The organism is Caballeronia telluris, from assembly GCF_001544495.1.
In the GTDB taxonomy this organism is placed as follows: Bacteria; Pseudomonadota; Gammaproteobacteria; order Burkholderiales; family Burkholderiaceae; genus Caballeronia; species Caballeronia telluris.
On the sequence record NZ_FCNZ02000021.1, the window covers coordinates 39,598 to 55,430 of the forward strand.

Genomic DNA, 15,833 nt, shown 5'->3' on the forward strand with positions numbered 1-15,833 from the left:
CCGTTCTAACGCGGACCGGGCGCGCGCTTTTCTTCGGCTATTCGAGGAAGTCCGCGCCAATGATGTCGATGCGGTCCGTGCAGATCGCATCGACGCCCCATCGCGCAAGTTCGCGCGCACGCCCGGGATCGTTGACCGTGTAGGCAAGAATCCGCAGCCCCGAATCCTTGATTTCGCCGACGAGCGCCTCATTAAGCTGGCGGTGATCCGCGTGCAGCGACACGCAGGAGAGTGCCGCGGTCTGCGACCGCCAGTCGTGCGGAATCTCCTCGTAGAGCATGCCGCGCGGCAGTCCGGGCGCGGCGTCTAGAGCGGCCTCCAGCGCCGCGAATGAAAACGACGACAGCAAAGGTGCAGGCCCCTGATCGCTCCACAGGCGCGCCGCCTCCTGCGCGACGACACGCCCCGTGTCCACGTCGCGCCCCTCGCACGGCTTGATCTCGACATTGGCCGCCAGTCCATGCTGCGCGCAGCGCGCAGCCACTTGTTCGAGCGTCGGCATGCGCGCGTTCGCGAAGGTCGCGTCGAACCAGCTTCCCGCGTCGAGTTGCGCAAGCTGCGCGTAGCTCATCGACTTCGCCGCGCCATGCCCATTCGACGTGCGATCGACGTCGTCGTCGTGCAGCAGGAACACGACGTCGTCGGCGGAAAGCTTCGCGTCGAATTCGATCATCTTCAGGCCGAGACGCGCGCCGGTGTCGATCGCTTCCAGCGTGTTCTCCGGCGCGAGCTTGCCGCCGCCACGATGCGCGACGACGCGCGGATAGGGCCAGGTTCTCATGATCGTGCCTCCGTCATGCTTCAGTTCGCGCGCAGGCCGGTCGCCGGATCGAAGAAATGGAGCCGATGCGCCGGCAGCGCCACCTGCAACGCCTCGCCGCGCGCCGGACGGTGCGCGTGCGGCAAGCGCGCCGCCACATCGTGCTTGCCCCACTTGCCGTGCGCGAGATTGTCGGCGCCGAGCAGTTCGCACGAATCGACGTCGAGCGTCACATGGGTGATGCCCGGTTGCCCCGGCGTCATGTGTTCGGGCCGAATGCCGACGATCCATTCGCGTCCGTTCATCTCGCGCGTGACGCCCTGCGCGCCCGCCAGCGGCAACTTCGGACCGTTACCCGCCACTTCGAACGCCGAACCATCTTCCGACACGCGTCCTTCGAGCAGATTCATCGCCGGCGAGCCGATGAAGCTCGCGACGAACACCGTAGCCGGCCGTTCGTAGACTTCGGTCGGCGGACCGATCTGCTCGGCGCGGCCGCGATTCATCACGATCACGCGTTGCGCGAGCGTCATCGCTTCGATCTGGTCGTGCGTGACGTAGAGACTCGTCGTCGCGAGGCGCGCATGCAGGCGCTGGATTTCGAGGCGCATCTGCACGCGCAGCTTGGCGTCGAGATTCGAGAGCGGTTCGTCGAAGAGAAACACGGCCGGTTCGCGCACAATCGCGCGGCCCATCGCGACGCGTTGCCGCTGTCCGCCGGACAACTCGCGCGGCTTGCGCGCGAGGAGCGGTTCGAGTTCGAGTATGCGCGCGGCGTTCGCGACGCGCTTGTCGATGGTCGCACGGTCCACGCCGCCGATCTTCAGCGCATACGCCATGTTCTGCGCGACGCTCATGTGCGGATAGAGCGCGTAGTTCTGGAACACCATCGCGATGTCGCGATCCTTCGGCTCCAGCTTGTTCACGACCTTGCCGGCGATCGAAATCGTGCCTTCCGATACACTTTCGAGGCCCGCGACCATGCGCAAGAGCGTCGATTTACCGCATCCCGACGGCCCGACCATCACGACGAACTCGCCGTCCTCGACCGCGACGTCGATGCCGTGCAACACGAACTGCTTGCCGTCGTAGCTTTTCTTGACGGCGTTGAGAGTCAGAGCGGCCATCGACTAGCTCTCGAGCCTGCCCACGACCGTCGCGAAATGCGCGACCGCGATGCCGGGTTCGTAGAAGCGATGCAGCAACTCGCGCCATGTCTGATAGTCGGCGGACTGCCGGAAACCCGGATCGTGCGCCTCGACCGAATCCCAGCGCACGAGCAGCACGTAACGCGAACCGTTGTTCGCATCGGCGCCGCGCGCGAGTTCGTGCGAGCGATAGCCCGGTTGCGCCGCGATGATCTTCTGCGCTTTTTCGAATGCCGCTTCGAACGCGGCTTCTTCGCCCGCCTTGACGGGCAACTGCGCGATTTCAAGAATCATGTCTGATAGGTCTCCGATTATTTTTCCGAGTCGACGAGTCCGCGCACGAACCAGCGCTGCATCGTCAGCACGACGACGAGCGGCGGCAGCATCGCGAGCAGCGTCGCGCTCATCACGAGATGCCATTCGGTGGCGGTATCGCCGGAAGCGATCATGCTCTTGATGCCGACCACCGCCGTCTGCAGCGACTGCTGGCTCGTGATCAGGATCGGCCACAAATACTGATTCCAGCCGTAGATGAACGTGATGACGAAAAGCGCGGCGATGTTCGTCTTCGAGAGCGGCAGCACGACGTCCCAGAAGAAACGCAGCGGCCCCGCGCCGTCGATGCGCGCCGCCTCCATCAGTTCGTCCGGCAGCGTCATGAAAAACTGGCGGAACAGGAACGTCGCCGTCGCCGATGCGATCAGCGGCAGCGTGAGCCCCGCATAGGTATTCGAAAGATGCATCGACGAGACGACTTGCACGGTCGGAAAGATGCGCACTTCGACGGGCAGCATCAGCGTGACGAAGATCAGCCAGAACGCCAGGTTCTTGAACGGGAAGCGGAAGAACACGATCGCGTAAGCCGAGATCATCGACACGGCGATCTTCCCGATCGAAATCACGAGCGCCATCACGAGGCTGTTCACCAGCATGCGCCCGAACGGCGCCGCCGCGTTGCCGCTGCCGTGCGTCCAGATGTTCGCGATGTTCTCGAACAGATGCGTGCTCGGGATCAGCGAAAGCGGCACGCTGAACACTTCCTTCTCGTTCATCGTGGCCGCGCAGAACGCGACGTACACCGGAAACACGACGAGCACCACGCCGACGATCAGCACCGCGTGGCAGAAGATATCGAAACCGCGTCGATTTTCGATCATGAGTATTGCACCCTGCGCTCGACGAAGCGGAACTGGATGACCGTCAAGCCGACCACGATCGCCATCAGCACCACCGACTGCGCGCCCGAACTGCCGATGTCGAGTCCCTGGAAACCTTCGGCGAAGATCTTGTAGATCAGCGTCTTCGTCGATTGCGCCGGGCCGCCGCCCGTCGCTGCGTCGATCACGGGGAACGTGTCGAAGAACGAATACACGAGGTTCACGACGAGCAGGAAGAAGCTCGTCGGCGAAAGCAACGGCAGCGCGATGCCGAAGAAGCGCCGCACGGGCCCGGCGCCGTCGATGGCGGCGGCTTCGATCAGCGAGCGCGGAATCGCCTGCAAGCCCGCGTAGAAGAACAGGAAGTTGTAGCTGACCTGCTTCCACACCGACGCGAGCACGACGAGGAACATCGCCTGCGAGCCGTTCAGCGCGTGATTCCACACGATGCCGTACTTCGAGAGCGCGTATGTCACGAGCCCGATGCTCGGGTTGAAGAGGAACGACCACAACACGGCGGCGATGGCGGGCGCGACCGCGTACGGCCAGATCAAAAGCGTCTGATACGCCTTCGCGCCGCGCGTGACGCGATCGGCGCACGCGGCTAGCAGCAGCGAAATCACGAGCCCGGACACGGTGACGAGCGAGCAGAAAATCAGCGTCGTATTAAACGACGACAAGTAGAGCGGATCGTTGAAGAGCTGCCTGAAGTTGGCAAGCCCGACGAATTCGCTCGACGTGCCGAATGCGTCCTGACTCTGCGTCGCCTGCCAGAGCGCTTCGCCGGCGGGCCACAGAAAGAAGAGCGCCGTGATCGCGAGTTGCGGCGCGACCAGCAGATACGGCAACACGCTCGTGTTGAAACGAGACCGCTTTTCCATCGACGATTCCTGAAGCGCGAAAGATGAGCGGCCGGGCTTCATCTGAGCCCGGCCGCGCTGAACCTAGCTGCCGGCTTTCTCGAAACGGCGCAGCAAGTCGTCGCCGCGCGAGACGGACGAATCGAGCGCATCCTTCGGCGACTTCTTCTGTGCCCAGACCTGTTCGAGTTCCTCGTCGACGACCGTGCGGATCTGCGGCATGTTGCCAAGGCGCAGGCCCTTCGTGTACGGCAGCGGCGGCTTGTTCAGCATCTGTTTGATCGCGACGTCGGCACCGGGATTCTTGTCGTAGAAGCCCTGGCTCTTGGTGAGATCGTAGGCGGCCGTCGTGACCGGCAGGTAGCCCGTATCCTGATGCCACTTCGCGGCGACCGGCGCCGAACTGAGATACGCGAGGAACTTCGCGACGCCCTTGTAGACCGCCGGGTCCTTGCCCGCGAGCACCCAGAGGCTCGCGCCGCCGATGATCGCGTTCTGCGGCGCGCCCTTCACGCTCGCGTCGTAGGGCATCATGCCGACGCCGAAATCGAACTTCGCGTACTTCTTGATGGTGGCGCGCGAGCCCGACGAGTTCGTGATGATCCCGCAGTCGCCGCTATAGAACTTCGAGACGGGTTCGTCCTTGCGACCGACGTAGGTGAACGTGCCTTCCTTCGCCATGTCCTGAAGGAACTGGATGTGCGCGACCTGCAACGGCTTGTTGAATTCGAGCTTGGCGTCCGCGCCGTCGAAGCCGTTGTTCTTCGTTGCGAACGGCGCGGCATGCCACGCGCTGTAGTTCTCGAGCTGAATCCAGCTTTGCCATCCCGAGGAATAGCCGCACGACAGGCCCGACGCCTTCAGCTTCTTCGCGTCGGCCTCGACGTCGGCCCAGGTCTTCGGCGGCTGATTCGGGTCAAGGCCGGCCTTCTTGAACGCTTCCTTGTTGTAGTAGAGAACGGGCGTCGAACTGTTGAACGGCATCGAGATCAGATGGCCGGTTTTTGCGTCGCTGTAATAGCCGGCGATGGTCGGCACGAACGTCTTCTCGTCGAGCGGCACGCCTGCTTGCTTGAACACGTCCGATACGGGAATCACGGCTTTTTTCGCCTGCATCATCGTGGCCGTGCCGACTTCATAGACCTGCAGGATCGCGGGCGCGTTGCCGCTGCGATACGCGGCGATGCCCGCCGCAAGCGTCTGGTCGTAGGTGCCCTTGAACACCGGTACGATCTTGTAGTCGCTCTGCGACGCGTTGAAATCGTTCGCGATGTCGTTCACGCGTTCGCCGAGCGCGGCTTCCATCGCGTGCCAGAACTGGATTTCCGTCGCGGCCTGCGCGACTGTGCTGGCGCCGAAAGCAAGCACGGCGGCGGCGGAAATCGAGCGAAACAAGGGCTTGAAACTCATCGATACGTCTCCGTTTTGGTGAAGCGGACGCCCATGCGGCAGGAGCAACATGGAAAAAGCGCCGATTCTAGTTATCGTCGATGACAAACAGGCGTTGATATTCCTTCAATGCATAGCGATCGGTCATGCCCGCGATGTAATGCGCGATCAGGCGCGCCTGCGAGCTGTCGTAAGTGGGCGCGGCAGGATCGTTCGCCGATTCCTCCGCCACCGGGCCGCGCGCCTGATACGCGGGCGGCAACAGGCGCGGGTCGTCGGTGAACGCCTCGAAGAGGCCGGCCACGACGCGCTGCGCCTTGTTCGCCATGCGCATCACGCGGTAGTGACGGTACAGGTTCTTGAACAGGAAACGCTTGAGCGCGGCCGCCTGCGACGCGATTTCGTCGCTATGCGCGACGATCGGCGGCGCATTGCGCACGTCGTCGATCGACTCGGGGCGCACGCGCGCGAGATGCAGGCTCGTTGTGTCGATCAGATCGACGATCAGCGTGTTGATGATGCGGCGAATCGTCTCGTGGATCAGCCGCCGCCCGTCGATGCGCGGAAATTCGCTCTTCGCCGCCTCGTGATGCGTGTGCCACAGGCTCACTTCGGCCAGCTGATCGAGCGTGATGAAGCCGGAGCGCAGGCCGTCGTCGACGTCGTGATTGTTGTACGCGATTTCGTCGGCAACATTTGCGATCTGCGCTTCGATCGACGGCTGCTTGCCCGTCAGAAAGCGCTCGCCGAGTTCGCCCAGCTTGCGCGCGTTCTCGCGCGAGCAATGCTTGAGGATACCTTCGCGGGTTTCGAAACAGAGGTTGAGGCCGTTGAACGCGCCGTAGTGTTCTTCGAGCTGGTCGACGACGGCAAGACTCTGCAAGTTGTGTTCGAAGCCGCCGTGATCGCGCATGCATTCGTGCAGCGCATCCTGGCCTGCATGGCCGAACGGCGTGTGGCCGAGATCGTGCGCGAGCGAAATCGCCTCGACGAGGTCTTCGTTCACGCGCAGATTGCGCGCCACCGACCGCGCGATCTGCGCGACTTCGAGACTGTGCGTGAGGCGCGTGCGGAACAGGTCGCCTTCGTGATTCACGAAGACCTGCGTCTTGTATTCGAGCCGACGAAACGCGGTGGAATGCACGATGCGATCGCGATCGCGCTGGAACTCGGTGCGAGCCGAAGGCGGAGTTTCGGAAAAGCGGCGGCCGCGTGAGGTCTCGGAATGCGCGGCGTAGGCGGCGAGATGCGCTTCCAGCGCGAACGCTGCGGGCGTGCCCACGGACATCTTTCGTTCTGTTTCGCTCACCGGCTGCTCCGCATCATCATCGTGTTCCGGCCGCCGCGCGCGCGCTCAGACGCTGGCCGCGAGTGTCGCGCGCACCGCGTCGTCGGGTGCGCTCGTGATCTGCGTGTCGCCGAAGCGCGTCAGCAGGATGAATTTGATCTCGCCCGCCTCGGCTTTCTTGTCGACCTTCATCAGGTCGATATAACGGTCCGCGCCGAGCACGGGCGCCTTGACCGGCAGCTTCGCCGCCGCGATCACGTCGACGAGACGCCGGCGCGACGCTTCGTCGAGCTTGCCGAGCCGCACCGACAGATCGCCCGCCATCACCATCCCGCAGCCGACCGCCTCGCCGTGCAGCCATTCGCCGTAGCCGAGGCCGGCTTCAATCGCGTGGCCGAACGTGTGGCCGAAATTGAGGATCGCGCGCAGTCCGCCTTCGCGTTCGTCGGCGGCGACGACCGACGCCTTGATCTCGCACGAACGCTTGACCGCGTGCGCGAGCGCTGGCTCGTCGCAGCGATTGAGCGCGTCGATGTTGGCTTCGATCCACTGGAAGAATTCCGCGTCCGCGATCGCGCCCGTCTTGATCACTTCGGCGAGCCCGGCCGCGAGTTCGCGTTGCGGCAGGCTGCGCAACACGCCGATGTCGGCGATCACGGCTTGCGGCTGGTAGAACGCGCCGATCATGTTCTTGCCGAGCGGATGGTTGATCCCGGTCTTGCCGCCGACCGACGAATCGACTTGCGAGAGCAGCGTGGTCGGCACCTGAATGAAGGGCACGCCGCGCATGTAGCACGCCGCGGCAAAACCCGTCATGTCGCCGACGACCCCGCCGCCGAGCGCGATCAGCGTCGTCTTGCGGTCGGCGCGTTCGGTCAGCAGCGAATCGAAGATCTGGTTGAGCGTTTCCCAGTTCTTGTGCACCTCGCCGTCCGGCAGGACGACAGTCGTCACTTTCTTGCCGAGCGGCGCGAGCGCGGCGCGCAGCGTCTCGCCGTAAAGCGGATCGACGGTGGAATTGGTGACGATCGCGACCGACGATCCGGCGATGTGCGGCGCGAAGAGTTCGGTCCGCCCGATGAGATCGGCACCGATATGGATGGGATAGGCGCGCTCGCCCAGTTCGACGTTGACGGTAATCATGGCGGACATTATGACTCAGCCGGTTTGACGACGCCGGCCATCTCCAGTTGCATCAGGACCATATTGACGAGTGCGTTCACGGTCGGACGCCCGGTCTCGACGACGAAATGCGCGCAGTCGTGATAGAGCGGATCGCGCGTCGCGAAGAGCGCTTCGAGCTTTCCGCGCGGATCGTCAGTCTGCAAAAGCGGGCGATTCTTGTCACGGCGCGTGCGCTGCCAGAGATCATGCGGATTTGCACGCAGATAAACGACGATGCCGCGATTTTTCAAATTTTCGCGATTCTCCGGACGCAGTATCGCGCCGCCGCCGGTGGCGAGCACGATGCCGTCGCGCTGTGACAGTTCGTCGATGACGCTCGCCTCGCGCTGCCGGAATCCTTCCTCGCCTTCCAGTTCCCAGATGACCGGAATCCGCGCGCCGGTGCGCGCCTCGATCTCGTGGTCGGAATCGATGAACGATCGCTGCAAACGGCGCGCAACCGCACGGCCCACGGTGGTTTTTCCCGCCCCCATGAGTCCGACAAAAAAGATGTTCGCGTTCGCGTGCCCGGCCTGCAACTCGGTTCCTTTAAGGTGAATCTGAATTTTGTTCGTGCGGCAGCTTAAGGGCAAACCGCCCGCTTTGTCGAGTCTGGGCGCCCTTCCGGCAGGGTTCGTCAGCCGGGCGGCGTCACGACGTGCGGCGTGATGAAGATCACCAGTTCGCTCTTCGAGCTGCGTCGCGCGTCGTGCCTGAAAAGCCAGCCGACGACCGGGATTTTCGACAGCAGCGGCACGCCCGTCACGTCGTCTCTCTCGTCTGCGGAATAGATGCCTCCGATCGCCACTGTCCCGCCGTCTTCCACTTCGACGCGCGTCTGCACGTGTTTCGTGTTGATCGCGGGCCCGGCGGCGGTCTCTTCGCCGACGCTGTCCTTCGAGACATCCAGGTCCAGGATCACGCGCCCATGCGGCGTGATCTGTGGTTCGACCTCCAGTTTGAGCGCAGCGCGCCGAAACTGCACCCCCGACACGCCGTTTCCGACCTTCGCCTGATAAGGAAGCTCCGTCCCCTGCTCGACGAGCGCCTTCACGCGATCCGCCGTGATGACGCGCGAACTCGACACGATCTGCCCGCGCCCCTCCGCCTCCAGCGCGCTCAGTTCGACGTTCAGGAGCCGCGTCGCCTGCGCGGCGAACAAAGTGAGACCGGCCGTCGCGGCGTCGAAACCGGAAATCGGCCGCGCCGACAGGTCGTAGATCGCGCCGTCCTTGCCGCCCACGACGCCGCGCGGCGAATCGCCGGGCGCCGTCATCGACAGCTTGACGCCCAGATTGCGCGAAAAGCCGGCGTCGCCCTCGACGATGCGCGCCTCGATCATTACTTGCGGCGTCGGCTTGTCGATGCGCGCGATCAGTTCCGCGATCTGCGCGATCCGCGCGTCGAGGTCGGTGACGAAGAGCAGGTTGGTGCGCGAATCCGCCATCGCCGCGCCGCGCTTGGACAGCACGCGCTGGCTACCCGTGCCCGTCAGGAGCTTCTTGACATCCTCGGCGCGCGGATAGCGCAGCGCGAAGGTGCGGCTCGCGAGTGGTTCGAGATCGGCCGCGCGCGCGTGCGCCTCGAAGCGCAGCTTTTCGCGCGCCGCCAGTTCCGTGAGTGGCGCGACCCAGATCACGTCGCCGTGGCGCTCCATCGCGAGGCCGTTCACTTCGAGCAGCGTGTCGAACGCGCGCCGCCACGGCACGTTCGTCAGATTGATCGTGACCAGCCCGCGAATCTTCTCGCTCGCGACGATGTTGAGCCCCGAGAACTTCGCGAACGTCTGAAGCACCGCGGGCAAATCGGCGTTTTTCAGGTTCAGCGTGATCGGCTTGCCGTCGCCGCTTGCGTTCGCCGGCGATGTGTCGGCGCGGCTCAAGCGCTGGAGCGGCGGCAGCGGCACCGGCGGACCTTCCAGCGGCGCTGCGTCGATGGCCGCGGCATTCGCGGCCGCAGGAGAGGCCGGCGCCGCGGGCTTCTCGGCGGGCGCGAGCCACGCCGAATCCGGCGCGTCGGCGTCGCCCGGTTCCGTCGATGCCACAACAGGAACCGGCGGCACGGTCGTGTCGACGGCGAACTGGTCGGTCGACAGCGTATCGTTCAACGAGGGCAGCGGCGGCAGCGGCGGAACCGCGCTTTCGGCGGCGAGCGCCCGGCACAGCAGAACGGCGGCGACGGCGAGCGTTCGCCGCCGCGTCTTGATCGATGCATGCGCTTTCACGGGCGATCCTCCACGAAGGACACTGAACGCGAGCCGCCGCCGTCGCGCGAAACGTCGATCGAACGAACGTGGACGCGACCGAGCCGTTCGTCACCGATCATCTGGCCGATCGCAAAGCCATCGACGCCCTTCGCCGTCTCGATCAGCGCCATCGCGCGCTCGCGGCCGAGCAGCGTCCCGACGAGCAGCATGTCGCCCGCCAGTCCTGACCCGGGGCCTTCCTTGCCGAACGGATCGATGAGCGAGGCATCGCGAGCGTCGGCGTTCGCACGGCGCGCGACCGCGGGCAGCGTGTCGAAAACGCGCAACGTCGCCTCGAACGTCAGCGAATCCGGCCCGCGCTTCAACTGCACGGCATCGGCGACGACGAGGCGCGGCAACGCGCCGAGCGCGTCGAGAAAACGGCGCACTTCGCCAAACGTGCCCTCCGCCCGCAGCTTCAGCGCCCGCTCGCCCTCCGGCGTGCCGCTCTTCGCAGCCGCGACGGGCACGATGGAGCCGAGCCGCAGCCCGCCTTGCCCGGCTATCGTCGAGACCGCGTGCAGCGCATCGGCCATGCTCCAGCGCGCGGACGCGTTCTCGGGCAAGGCCGCGCGCCTGCGCAACTCCGGCAGGGCGTCGAGCATTTTTTTGGTTCGCTGCGTGCGCTGTTGCGCTTCATCGAGCGCCGCGCGGCTGGCGTCCAGCCCGCTCGCGCCCGACGTCCGGTACGCGTACAGGCCAAGCGCCCCCATCGTCACGCCGATCGCGACCGCGCTGAGAATCATCCGCCTGCGGCTCCACAAGTCGATCGGTTCAAGGATCAGTCGCTTGAGACGGCTGTCACGCCGAATCGGTCGGTTGAGATTGATCGGGAGCGTGCTCATTTCGAACTCCTTTTGGCCGATGCCATAAGAGCCTTCTTCTGTTGCGCGAGCGGCGTCTCGACCGTCCATCGCACGAGCGCGGTGAATTCGTAGCCGCTCGCGATACCGGGCGTCGGCGCCGCTTTCCCACGCAGCGGCGCCGGAACCGGCCGCTTCATTTCGACGACTTCGACCGCCTCCACGCCGCGCACGGCCTCGAGAAGCTTGAGCCAGCGCGCCGCCGCCTGCGAATCGGACGCGAACGCGGCAAGTTCGACCGCGTTCGTCTGCTGCGACACGCGCTGCAAAGCGACGCCGCCCTGCTGCGCTTCGGCGAGCGCATCGAGCAACGCAAGAAAGCGCGCCGCCGGCGCGGCGAGCGGCACGGCGGTATCGCGCGCGCGGCGCCGCTGCGCTTCGGCTTCGGTCAGGCGGCCGTGCTCGGCCACTTTCGCGCCCGACGCGCGCAAGGACGCTTCGAGCGCCAGGCGCCGCTCGTCGAGCCGCGCGCGGTCCAACGCGTCCCAGCCCGCCGCCACGCCGACGGCCGCGCAGCCCGCGAGCGCAGCGGCGGCGAGCGCCGTGAGCCGCCGGTTGCGCGCTTCCCGCCGCTTTTTCGTCCGGTACGGCAGGACGTTGAATCCATCGACCAGTACGAGGCCAGTCATTGCATCACCTCGCGGAGCGCAAGTCCGAACGCGACCGCAAAGCGCGGCGAGTGGCGCAGCGTTTCGTCGATGGCACTCGCGCCGTTGCAGAACGGCGCGCATTCGAACGGCAGCACGGGGCAGCGCAGGATTTCGGCAAGCTGCGCCGGCGTGCAACCGGCACGCGTCAGCAGGTCGACATCGCCGCCGATGAACACCCAGTCAGGCGGCCCTTTCTCGCCGACCAGATCGCGCAGCGCGTCCATGACGGAGGAATATTCGGGCGCCGGATAGCGCAGTTCGTTCTCCACGCCGTCCTCGCCGACGAGCCACGCGTAGAGTCCGGTTCCATCCGCCCAGCACGCGATGTAATGGTCACGCGAATCGATTTCGATCGTGCCCGCGTGACGCATCGCGCGCAGTGCGGCAGCGGGTTCGCCGTCGATCGCGGACAGCGAGATGCCCGCCATGGCCGCCGTCTCGACACGCGATTCCACGTGCTGACGCGCGGTCGCCGCAATCGACACCTGCGCGCATCCGTCGTCCTGCGGTTCGACCGACCAGTCGACCGCCAGCGCGGCGCGCTCGATGCCCGCGGCGCGCTCGGCTTCGGCGAGCACCGCCGGTTCGAGCAGCCCGAGCGGATCGCGGCCGCCCGTCGCGCTCTCGTGCGCCTCGATCAGCCGCGAGATCGGCACGCGCGTCATCAGCGTCGCGGATGCCGGCAGTCCGATCGCGCAACGCAGCGCGCGCCACGTGCCGCGCGCGGGCAGCCGCCCGAACGCCTCGCGCAAGGCGGCGGCCACCGCGTGACGGTCGATGAAATCGCCGTTGATCACCGCCCCCGCTTCGAGCGGCACCGACTCCAGATGCTCGACGCACACCGGCCCGTTCGCCCGCAGCCGCCGGCTCACCACCGCCACGCGCACCGCCCGTTCGCTCACATCGATTCCCGCTGCGTACCGGCGCGTGACCGCCAGCACCGATCCGCGCAACGCTTCTTTCCCGCTCATTCCCGCCTCCTACGTTTCATCGCGCCGAACCGTTCGGCCGCTTGCAGTAGGAGAATTGTGGTGAGGGCAGCGCCCGGCGAACATTCGTCCGAATGGCCAACGCAAGCGTTACGCGTCGCGTGCGCCGCGCGCTGCGTACCCTTCATGACAAAGCCGGTAAAGCCAGGCAGCTATAATCGCGGGACCGTTTTTTGGTGGTGCTATGCAATCCTCTACCCCGTCGACCCCGCCGTCCCAGCCGCCCAAGCGGAAGAAGCGCCCGCTGTTGCTGCGGCTTTTTCTGGGACTTTTCGTCTGTATTTTCGCGCTGGTCATCAGTGCGGGGCTCGTCCTCGGTTATGCGCTCGTCGTGGCCCAGCCGAACCTGCCGTCGCTCGACGCGCTCACCGACTACCGGCCCAAGGTGCCGCTGCGAATCTATACGGCCGATCACGTGCTGATCGGCGAATTCGGCGAGGAACGGCGCAGCGTCGTGCGCATCCAGGACGTGCCCGATCATCTGAAAAAAGCGATTCTCGCGATCGAGGACGCGCGCTTCTACGACCACGGCGGCGTCGATCTGACCGGCATCCTTCGCGCGGGCACCGTCGCGCTGACGAACGGGCACGCGTCGCAGGGCGCGAGCACGATCACGATGCAGGTGGCGCGCAATTTCTTCCTGTCGAGCGAGAAGACCTACACGCGCAAGATCTACGAGATGCTGCTCGCTTACAAGATCGAGCGGGCGCTGACGAAGGATCAGATTCTCGAGGTCTACATGAATCAGATCTATCTCGGCCAGCGCGCGTACGGTTTCGCGAGCGCCGCGCGCGTCTATTTCGGCAAGGACCTGAAGGACGTGTCGCTCGCCGAGTCGGCGATGCTCGCGGGCCTGCCGAAGGCGCCGTCCGCGTATAACCCGGTGGTCAATCCGAAGCGCGCGAAGGTGCGCCAGGAGTACATCCTGCAGCGGATGCTGGAGCTGCGCTACATCACGCAGGACGAGTACGACCAGGCGGCGAAGCAGCCACTCGTCGTGAAGGGCGCCGGCCGCGAGTTCAGCGTGCACGCGGAGTACGTCGCGGAAATGGTCCGGCAGATGATGTACGCGCAGTACCGCGAGGAAGCCTATACGCGCGGCCTGAACGTCGTGACGACCATCGATTCCGCCGACCAGGACGCCGCCTATCGCGCGGTGCGCAAGGGCCTCATGGATTACGAGCGCCGTCACGGCTATCGCGGGCCGGAGGGTTTCATCGAGCTGCCCGCGAACGCCGACGAGCGCGAACAGGCCATCGACGACGCGCTCGCCGAGCATCCGGACAACGGCGAACTCGTCGCGGCGGTGGTGACGTCCGCGAGCACGAAGCAGGTGAAGGCGAGCTTCATCGACGGCAACGTGGCGACGATCGAAGGCAACAATCTGCGGTTCGTGTCGAACGCGCTCTCGACGCGCGCGCAGCCGAACCAGCGCATCCGGCCGGGCGCGATCGTCCGACTCATGAAAAACGACGACGGCGCCTGGATCATCACGCAATTGCCGCAGGTGGAAGGCGCGCTCGTGTCGGTGGTACCGCAGGACGGCGCGATCCGCGCGCTCGTCGGCGGGTTCGACTTCAACAAGAACAAGTTCAACCACGTCACGCAGGCCTGGCGCCAGCCGGGGTCGAGCTTCAAGCCGTTCGTGTACTCGGCGTCGCTGGAAAAGGGATTGTCGCCCGCGACCATCATCAACGACGCGCCGCTTTTCTTCAGCGCCGCCGAAACCGGCGGCCAGCCGTGGGAGCCCAAGAACTACGGCGGCGGCTTCGACGGCCCGATGAGCATGCGTCAGGCGCTGCAGAAGTCGCGCAACCTGGTGTCGATCCGCATCCTGAACCAGATCGGCACGAAATACACGCAGCAGTACATCACGAAGTTCGGCTTCGACGCCGACCGCCATCCGGCCTATCTGCCGATGGCGCTCGGCGCCGGTCTCGTCACGCCGTTGCAGATGGCGACCGCATATTCGGTGTTCGCGAACGGCGGATATCGCGTGAATCCGTACCTGATCGCCGATATCACCGATCCGCGCGGCGCCGTCGTTTCGCATCCGCAGCCGCTCGTCGCGCAAGAAAGTGCGCCGCTCGCGATCCCGCCGCGCAACGCGTATGTGATGAACAGCCTCTTGCAGAGCGTCGCGCAGCGCGGCACGGGCGCGAAGACGAATGAGTTGAAGCGCGGCGATCTCGCCGGCAAGACGGGCACGACGAACGATTCACGCGATGCCTGGTTCGCGGGCTACCAGCATTCGCTCGTGGCGATTGCGTGGATCGGCTACGACAATCCGCGCACGCTCGGCGACAAGGAAACGGGCGGCGGGCTCGCGCTGCCGGTGTGGATGGATTACATGTCGCGCGCGTTGCGCGGCGTGCCGGAATGGCGCGCACAGCAGCCGCCCGACGTGACATCGCTCGGCGGCGAACTGTATTACGACGACATGACGCCGGGACACGGCTTTGTCGCGACGATCGGTGTGAGTCAGGCGCAGCCGTCGGAAGGAGGCGTCGCGGGCGTGGCGGCGCCGACGCCCGACGTCGGCGAGCAGGAAAAGCAGGACATCATGAACCTGTTCAAGAGCCAATAACGCAGCCTCGGGCAGGCGCGCGAACCGCGCGCTTGCCTGAGCGCGCCGGTCAGGCCGAAAAACTGACCGGCTCGCCCGCCTGTTCCGTCGCGTATTTCGTCAGCGTCGCGAAGAATTCGGAGTTGTCGCGCGTGTCGCGCCACTGGCCGTCGACGAATTTGTAGTGAAATCCGCCCGCCTTCGCGGCCAGCCAGATCTCGTGTTTCGGCGGCTGCAAATTGACGATCAGCTTCGTGCGATTCTCGAATTCCAGCGTCAGAACATTGCCGCTGCGCTCGAATTCGATATCCGCTTCCGCCTTGTCCACTGAGCGTTCGATGGCCGTCAGCGCGGCCTCGGCGAGGGTCAGGTATTCCTGGTCGGTCATGCTAAACTCCAGCGATTATTTATTCAGGGACAGTCATGCGAGTCGTTTTCAGGATGAGCGCGATTGTAACGGCTTTGGCCGTTTCCGCCGTCACGGCGGGCGCGCTCGGCGGGTGTGGTCAGCGCGGTCCGCTCTATCTTCCGACCACGCCGCCATTGCCCCAACGTCCGGGCGATCTCCAGGAAGCGCCGCCGTCCGATGTCACGCCGACCGGTGAAACGGCGTCGAGAAACCGCAAGGCGCCCGGCGCATCCGACGACGACTCCGTGCCCGATACCTCGGGAGAGCCGCTCACGCTTTCACCGGACACGGATCTGAAATCCGGTGCTTCGGCACCCAAAGCCGCATCGTCGTCCAATTGAATCT

General features: G+C 65.3%; 16 protein-coding genes. 2 read left to right on the top strand and 14 right to left on the bottom strand.

From position 1 onward, the window contains the following. Window positions 1-37 precede the first annotated feature (37 nt). From ugpQ to pilM, 13 genes are all read right to left on the bottom strand, one after another. Window positions 38-781 (bottom strand): glycerophosphodiester phosphodiesterase, encoded by a 744-nt coding sequence (ugpQ, locus tag AWB66_RS23645; RefSeq protein ID WP_087632541.1) that lies wholly within the window; start codon window positions 779-781, stop codon window positions 38-40. A gap of 20 nt (window positions 782-801) precedes the next feature. Further along, window positions 802-1,887 (bottom strand): sn-glycerol-3-phosphate import ATP-binding protein UgpC, encoded by a 1,086-nt coding sequence (locus AWB66_RS23650; protein WP_087632542.1) that lies wholly within the window; start codon window positions 1,885-1,887, stop codon window positions 802-804. A gap of 3 nt (window positions 1,888-1,890) precedes the next feature. Beyond that, window positions 1,891-2,202 (bottom strand): antibiotic biosynthesis monooxygenase family protein, encoded by a 312-nt coding sequence (locus AWB66_RS23655; RefSeq protein WP_087632543.1) that lies wholly within the window; start codon window positions 2,200-2,202, stop codon window positions 1,891-1,893. Window positions 2,203-2,219: 17 nt separating this feature from the next. Beyond that, the gene (gene ugpE / locus AWB66_RS23660) at window positions 2,220-3,065 is read right to left on the bottom strand and encodes a sn-glycerol-3-phosphate ABC transporter permease UgpE (RefSeq protein ID WP_087632544.1); all 846 of its coding nucleotides are present in this window, start codon (window positions 3,063-3,065) and stop codon (window positions 2,220-2,222) included. Then, the gene (gene ugpA / locus AWB66_RS23665; RefSeq protein ID WP_087632545.1) at window positions 3,062-3,946 is read right to left on the bottom strand and encodes a sn-glycerol-3-phosphate ABC transporter permease UgpA; all 885 of its coding nucleotides are present in this window, start codon (window positions 3,944-3,946) and stop codon (window positions 3,062-3,064) included. Before ugpA ends, ugpE begins: the two co-directional genes overlap by 4 nt. 63 nt (window positions 3,947-4,009) lie before the next feature. Next, on the bottom strand, window positions 4,010-5,335 hold the full coding sequence (gene ugpB / locus AWB66_RS23670) for a sn-glycerol-3-phosphate ABC transporter substrate-binding protein UgpB (protein WP_087632546.1): 1,326 nt from the start codon (window positions 5,333-5,335) through the stop codon (window positions 4,010-4,012). A gap of 67 nt (window positions 5,336-5,402) precedes the next feature. Continuing rightward, window positions 5,403-6,602 carry a deoxyguanosinetriphosphate triphosphohydrolase gene (locus AWB66_RS23675; RefSeq protein ID WP_087632547.1) on the bottom strand — a complete coding sequence of 400 codons (1,200 nt, stop codon included), beginning with the start codon at window positions 6,600-6,602 and terminating at the stop codon, window positions 5,403-5,405. A gap of 66 nt (window positions 6,603-6,668) precedes the next feature. Continuing rightward, window positions 6,669-7,754 (bottom strand): 3-dehydroquinate synthase, encoded by a 1,086-nt coding sequence (aroB, locus tag AWB66_RS23680; RefSeq protein WP_200819051.1) that lies wholly within the window; start codon window positions 7,752-7,754, stop codon window positions 6,669-6,671. Beyond that, window positions 7,754-8,305, bottom strand: a complete 552-nt coding sequence (aroK, locus tag AWB66_RS23685; protein ID WP_087632548.1) for a shikimate kinase AroK — start codon at window positions 8,303-8,305, stop codon at window positions 7,754-7,756. The genes aroB and aroK overlap by 1 nt, the downstream gene beginning before the upstream one ends. 98 nt (window positions 8,306-8,403) lie before the next feature. Continuing rightward, on the bottom strand, window positions 8,404-9,990 hold the full coding sequence (locus AWB66_RS23690) for a type IV pilus secretin PilQ (RefSeq protein WP_407642310.1): 1,587 nt from the start codon (window positions 9,988-9,990) through the stop codon (window positions 8,404-8,406). Continuing rightward, the gene (gene pilO / locus AWB66_RS23695) at window positions 9,987-10,856 is read right to left on the bottom strand and encodes a type 4a pilus biogenesis protein PilO (protein ID WP_087632549.1); all 870 of its coding nucleotides are present in this window, start codon (window positions 10,854-10,856) and stop codon (window positions 9,987-9,989) included. The genes AWB66_RS23690 and pilO overlap by 4 nt, the downstream gene beginning before the upstream one ends. Continuing rightward, window positions 10,853-11,503: a PilN domain-containing protein gene (locus tag AWB66_RS23700; protein ID WP_087632550.1), complete on the bottom strand. Its 651-nt coding sequence runs from the start codon at window positions 11,501-11,503 to the stop codon at window positions 10,853-10,855. The genes pilO and AWB66_RS23700 overlap by 4 nt, the downstream gene beginning before the upstream one ends. After that, window positions 11,500-12,495 (bottom strand): type IV pilus biogenesis protein PilM, encoded by a 996-nt coding sequence (gene pilM / locus AWB66_RS23705; protein ID WP_087632551.1) that lies wholly within the window; start codon window positions 12,493-12,495, stop codon window positions 11,500-11,502. The genes AWB66_RS23700 and pilM overlap by 4 nt, the downstream gene beginning before the upstream one ends. Window positions 12,496-12,697: 202 nt before the next feature. Here pilM and AWB66_RS23710 point away from each other — a divergent pair, with 202 nt between their 5' ends. Then, window positions 12,698-15,100 (top strand): penicillin-binding protein 1A, encoded by a 2,403-nt coding sequence (locus tag AWB66_RS23710; protein WP_087632552.1) that lies wholly within the window; start codon window positions 12,698-12,700, stop codon window positions 15,098-15,100. Between the two features lie 49 nt (window positions 15,101-15,149). Here AWB66_RS23710 and cyaY read toward each other — a convergent pair whose 3' ends face one another. Further along, complete coding sequence (gene cyaY, locus AWB66_RS23715; RefSeq protein WP_087632553.1) at window positions 15,150-15,467, bottom strand: iron donor protein CyaY; 318 nt, start codon at window positions 15,465-15,467, stop codon at window positions 15,150-15,152. Window positions 15,468-15,502: 35 nt separating this feature from the next. Here cyaY and lptM point away from each other — a divergent pair, with 35 nt between their 5' ends. Further along, window positions 15,503-15,829: an LPS translocon maturation chaperone LptM gene (gene lptM, locus AWB66_RS23720; RefSeq protein WP_087632554.1), complete on the top strand. Its 327-nt coding sequence runs from the start codon at window positions 15,503-15,505 to the stop codon at window positions 15,827-15,829. The last annotated feature ends 4 nt before the right edge of the window (window positions 15,830-15,833 follow it).